Here is a 4,700-nt window from a genome sequence, read left to right as displayed (position 1 = left end):
GCTCAGGTCCGACGAGGAGACGCGCGCGATCATTCTGGACGCGGCGCGGAGCGAGTTCGCCGCCGGCGGCTACGCCGCGACCTGCATGGAACAGGTGGCCCGGCGCGCCAGTGTTTCAACCAAGACGCTCTATCGGCTTATTCCAAACAAGGAGGCCCTGTTCGAGGCCATGGTGACGGACCGGATCGACCGGTTTGCGTCGGTGGTGAAGTTGCGTGGCTGCGAGGGCAGGGATATCGAAGCGGCCTTGACGGAAGCGCTGCGTGTGTGTGGTGAGCTCATTCTCGACGGCGAGGTCATCGCGATGCAGCGCATGATCATTGCCGACAGCGAGCGGTCCCCAGGGGTCGCCGAAACCTTCTACGACAAAGCGATCAGGCGAACCGAGGAGACGTTCGCCGGATGGCTAAGAGCGCAAGCCAGACGAGGCCTGCTCGATCTCGCTGATCTGGATGCCGCGGCGGTCGCCGGCATGCTGCTTGGCATGCTTGCATTCCAGCCGCAGCGTGCCGTGATGTTCGGCCGTCGGCCGCCGCCCAGCCGGCAGGAGATCGAAGCGCGCGCCAAAGCCTGCGCGCTCCTGTTTCTCGAGGGCACCGCCGTCGATGCGAGGGGACCTAAACCAGAAACCTGACGCCCAGCATCTTGCCGCGTCGCCAGATCACCTCGCAGGACCGGCGCTTGCCGGCATCGGCGAAGAAGGCGAGCTCGAAACGATCAGCGATGTCGGGGCTCGCCTGAACCACGACTTTCGCGCCTCTCGGCGACATGTCGAGGACCTGGCACTCGCAGTCGGCGCGGCCATTGGTGACGATCCAGGCCGGGATCGACCGGACCCTGGGGCCGGCAGTTTTGTCGGAATCACTCATCGGCAATGGGAGAACGGGAGCGGGGTCCCGTTCTTCCAATCCGTACGCGGTTACGCATTCATCATCTACAGCTTCTTCATCGCGTCGTAGACCGCAAAACTGTACGCGCCTTCCGGCTTCTTGGTGATCACGGGATCGGAGCCGCCCGCCATCAACGTGGCGACGGTGCGGTCGTAATCCTTGACGTCCAGCTTGCCGTCGGCATCGCCCAATAGCTTGGCGATCTCGCCCATCATGCGCCTCTGATCCTTCTCGGTCTTGGCGCCGGTCGAGTCATTGGCGAGGATGATCTTCACCGCCTCGTCTGGATGAGCCTTGGCATATTCCCATCCCTTCATCGACGCCTTGACGAACTTCGCCATCTTGGTGACGAAGGCAGGATCCTTCAGGTTCTTCTCCAGCACATAGAGTCCGTCCTCGAGCGTCGCGACGCCCTCGTCCTCGTATTTGAAGACGACGAGCTGGCTCGGCTTGAAGCCGCCATCGATCACCTGCCAGTATTCGTTATAGGTCATGGTGGAGACGCAATCGGCCTGCTTCTGCAGGATCGGATCGACGTTGAAGCCTTGCTTGATCACCTTGACGCCGCCGGCCGAGCCGTCGGTCTTGAAACCGAGCTTCGACATCCAGGACAGGAACGGATATTCGTTGCCGCCGTACCAGACGCCGATGGTCTTGCCTTTCAGGTCGGTCGGCTTCTTGACGCCGGTGTCGGCGCGGCAGGTCAGTTCGAGCCCAGACTTCTTGAAGGTCTGCGAGATGTTGACCAGCGGAACGCCCTTTTCGCGCGAGGCCAGCGCGGACGGCATCCAGTCGACGACGACATCGGCGCCGCCGCCCGCGATCACCTGCGGCGGTGCGACGTCGGGGCCGCCCGGCTTGATCGTGACATCGAGGCCGGCGTCCTTGTAAAAACCCTTCTCCTTGGCGACGAAATAGCCGGCAAACTGCGCCTGCGAAACCCATTTGAGCTGAATGGTCACGGGATCGGCGGCCTGCGCGCTGGTGAGCGCGAGGGCGGCCGTCAAACCCGTGGCCAGTGCGAGGATGTGCTTCATTGAGAACTCCAGATTATCGACCTTGCCGACCTAGGTCCGGTATGACGGATGCCAGAAAGTTGTCGCGCGTTCGGCCAGCGCGACAAAACCGTAGAAAGCCATTCCGGCAAGGGCTGCCAGCGCGATCTCCGCCCAGACCATGTCGATCGCCATGCGTCCGGCCTCGGTGGAGATGCGAAACCCGATGCCTTCCGTGGGTGTGCCGAAAAACTCTGCAACGATCGCGCCAATCAGCGCCAGCGTCGCGTTGATCTTGAGCGCATTGAAGATGAAGGGCAGCGCCGCCGGCAGATGCAGTTTTGTCAGGCTCTGCCGATGGCTGGCGGCGTAGGAGCGCATCAGGTCGCGCTCGATATGGCCGGACGCTGATAATCCAGCCATCGCGTTCACCAGCATCGGAAAGAATGTCACCACCGCGACGACCGCCGCCTTTGAGGGCCAGTCGAAGCCGAACCACATCACCATGATCGGCGCGATTCCGACCAGGGGCAGCGCGGAAAAGAAATTGCCGAGCGGCAACAGCCCGCGGCCGAGGAATTCAAAGCGGTGGGCGAGGATCGCGACCAGAAGTCCGGCGCCGCAGCCGATCGCATAGCCGATCAGCACGCCGCGAACGAAGGTCTGGACGAAGTCGGCGCCAAGAATCGGCAGTGACGAGACGAACTTCGCTCCCGCCGCGCTTGGCGACGGCAACAGCACCGGCGACACGCCAAAGCCGCGCACCGCCACTTCCCAGAGATAGAACACGGTCGCGCCGAACAACACCGGGACCAGCAGATTTAAGCCGCGTTGCCGGTTTTGCCGCAACTGGCGCGTGGCGGCCAGGTTGATGACGCCGACCGCGGCCGCGAGCCAGCAGGCGATCACGATCATCCAGAAACCGGCACCAGCCGATCCGGCGACGGCCGGGTCGCGCAGCAACGCGAGCGATGCCCCGCCGGACAGGAGCGCTGCGGCAAGCGCGGGCAGCGTCGCCCGCATGTCCGCAAGCCCGGCGGCGACCAGCAGCAACAGCCCGGTCCCGGCGCACGCGAATGCGATCGCCGTGCGCGACAGCAAGGCGGGCGATTGCGGGGCGCTCGGCAGCAGGAATGCAAGGGCTATGGCACCCGCGGCGAGCAGACATCCGAGCCGGATTTTGCGCGGGTCCATCAATGCGCTCCCATGCGGTGCGCCACGACACGTTCGACCACGGCGACGATCGCGATCAGGCCCCAGGACAACATCGCGGACGCGATCAGCGCGGCCCAGATCTGTACGGTCTGGCCGTAATAGGAGCCGGCCAGCAGCCGCGCGCCGATGCCGGCTTCGGCACCGGTCGGCAGTTCTGCGACAATGGCGCCGACCAGCGAGATCGTCACGGCTACCTTCAGGCTGGCGAACAGATAGGGCAGCGCTGACGGCCAGCGCAATTTCCACAGCATCTGGCGCGGCGTCGCCGACCATGTCCGCATCAGCTCGACCTGCAGCGGATCGGGCGAGGTGAAACCCTTCACCATGCCGATCGCGACCGGGAAGAAGCAGAGATAGGCCGAGATGATCGATTTCGGCAGCAGTCCCTGCAGGCCGAGCGCACCGAGCACCACGATGAAGATCGGCGCCAGCGCCAGCACCGGCACCATCTGCGAGCAGATGATCCACGGCAGCAGGCTGCGCTCCAGCACGCGGCTATGCACGATCAGCAATGCGAGCACGATGCCGAACAGCGAACCGAGCAGGAAACCGAGCACGGTCGCCGACAGCGTCACCAGGGAGTGGTAGACCAGGCTGCGAGGCGACAGCGGCGGATAGCCGAACACCTCGTCGACGAAGGTGGAGACCACCTGATGCGGCGCCGGCAATAGCGGACGTTCGGCATCCATCGTGCCCGAGAGCACGTCCATGATGGTGTAGGGCGTCTCCTCCCGCTCAAAGCCGTCGCGGACCAGCGCCCAGTTCATGGCGATCGCGGCCACGTACCAGATCGCGACCAGTGCCAGCAGCGTGGTTGCGATCGGCGCATAGCGTGCGACCAGCGGATGGCGGAGCGGCGCGCGCGGCGCCGGCTGGGCTATTGCCAGCGAGCTACTCCTCATAGGAGTGACCCGCGCGCAAGTCGGTGCGGACCCGTTGTGCGATCTTCAGGAACTCCGGCGTCTCCCGAATTTCCAGCGCGCGCTCGGGCGGAAAATCGGTATCGATGATATCGATGATGCGGCCCGGCCGCGGCGACATCACGACGATCTTGGTCGACAGGAACACCGCTTCGGGAATCGAATGGGTGACGAACAGCACCGTCTTCTCGGTGGTTCGCCAAAGCTGCAGCAATTGCTCGTTGAGATGGTCGCGCACGATCTCATCGAGCGCGCCGAACGGCTCGTCCATCAACAACAGCGCGGGGTCGAACGAAAGCGCTCTGGCAATCGACACCCGCTGCTGCATGCCGCCCGAAAGCTGCCAGGGAAATTTTCGCTCGAAGCCGGTGAGGTTGACGAGCGAGAGGTAGCGCTTGACCCGCTGCTGCTGCTCGGTTGCCGAAAATCCCATGATTTCCAGCGGCAGCTTCAGGTTCTTCTCGATCGTCCGCCACGGAAACAGCGCCGGCGCCTGGAACACGTAGCCATAGCTGCGCGCCAGCCGCGCCTTCTCCGGGCTCATGCCGTTGACCTGAAGGGTGCCCGACGAGGGCTGCTGCAGGTCGGCGATCACCCGCAGCATCGTAGTCTTGCCGCAGCCGGACGGTCCGATGAAGGAGACGAATTCGCCTTCCGCGACTTGCAGGCTGACATTGGAC

The 4,700-nt window shown here is 64.1% G+C and carries 6 protein-coding genes; 1 reads left to right on the top strand and 5 read right to left on the bottom strand.

Annotation, left to right across the window (positions count from 1 at the left end):
• On the top strand, window positions 1-634 hold a 634-nt coding region (locus WCB02_RS30775), incomplete at its 5' end, for a TetR/AcrR family transcriptional regulator (protein WP_423963996.1).
• Here the strand turns inward: WCB02_RS30775 and WCB02_RS30770 are convergent.
• The 5 genes from WCB02_RS30770 to WCB02_RS30750 form a co-directional block, all read right to left on the bottom strand.
• A complete protein-coding gene (locus WCB02_RS30770) occupies window positions 618-869 on the bottom strand; it encodes a PilZ domain-containing protein (protein ID WP_423963994.1) in 252 nt (83 codons plus the stop codon). The genes WCB02_RS30775 and WCB02_RS30770 overlap by 17 nt on opposite strands.
• Before the next feature lie 65 nt (window positions 870-934).
• Window positions 935-1,927, bottom strand: a complete 993-nt coding sequence (locus WCB02_RS30765; RefSeq protein WP_423963991.1) for an ABC transporter substrate-binding protein — start codon at window positions 1,925-1,927, stop codon at window positions 935-937.
• A 30-nt stretch (window positions 1,928-1,957) separates the two neighbouring features.
• Window positions 1,958-3,079 carry an ABC transporter permease gene (locus WCB02_RS30760; RefSeq protein ID WP_423963989.1) on the bottom strand — a complete coding sequence of 374 codons (1,122 nt, stop codon included), beginning with the start codon at window positions 3,077-3,079 and terminating at the stop codon, window positions 1,958-1,960.
• Window positions 3,079-4,002 carry an ABC transporter permease gene (locus WCB02_RS30755; RefSeq protein ID WP_423963987.1) on the bottom strand — a complete coding sequence of 308 codons (924 nt, stop codon included), beginning with the start codon at window positions 4,000-4,002 and terminating at the stop codon, window positions 3,079-3,081. Before WCB02_RS30755 ends, WCB02_RS30760 begins: the two co-directional genes overlap by 1 nt.
• Window positions 3,992-4,700: ABC transporter ATP-binding protein (locus WCB02_RS30750; protein ID WP_423963985.1), on the bottom strand; the 709-nt coding region annotated here is incomplete at its 5' end. The genes WCB02_RS30755 and WCB02_RS30750, both read right to left, overlap by 11 nt.

Source organism: Bradyrhizobium sp., assembly GCF_049581145.1.
In the GTDB taxonomy this organism is placed as follows: domain Bacteria; phylum Pseudomonadota; class Alphaproteobacteria; order Rhizobiales; family Xanthobacteraceae; genus Bradyrhizobium.
The sequence above is the reverse complement of the archived record's forward strand: the minus strand, read 5'-3'. Positions and strand labels throughout refer to the sequence as shown.

Bases quoted from the DNA above. Each gene is read 5' to 3' on its own strand.
- WCB02_RS30755 (WP_423963987.1), bottom strand. From the start codon at position 4,002: ATGAGGAGTAGCTCGCTGGCAATAGCCCAGCCGGCGCCGCGCGCGCCG.
- WCB02_RS30765 (WP_423963991.1), bottom strand. From the start codon at position 1,927: ATGAAGCACATCCTCGCACTGGCCACGGGTTTGACGGCCGCCCTCGCG.
- WCB02_RS30770 (WP_423963994.1), bottom strand. From the start codon at position 869: ATGAGTGATTCCGACAAAACTGCCGGCCCCAGGGTCCGGTCGATCCCG.
- WCB02_RS30760 (WP_423963989.1), bottom strand. From the start codon at position 3,079: ATGGACCCGCGCAAAATCCGGCTCGGATGTCTGCTCGCCGCGGGTGCC.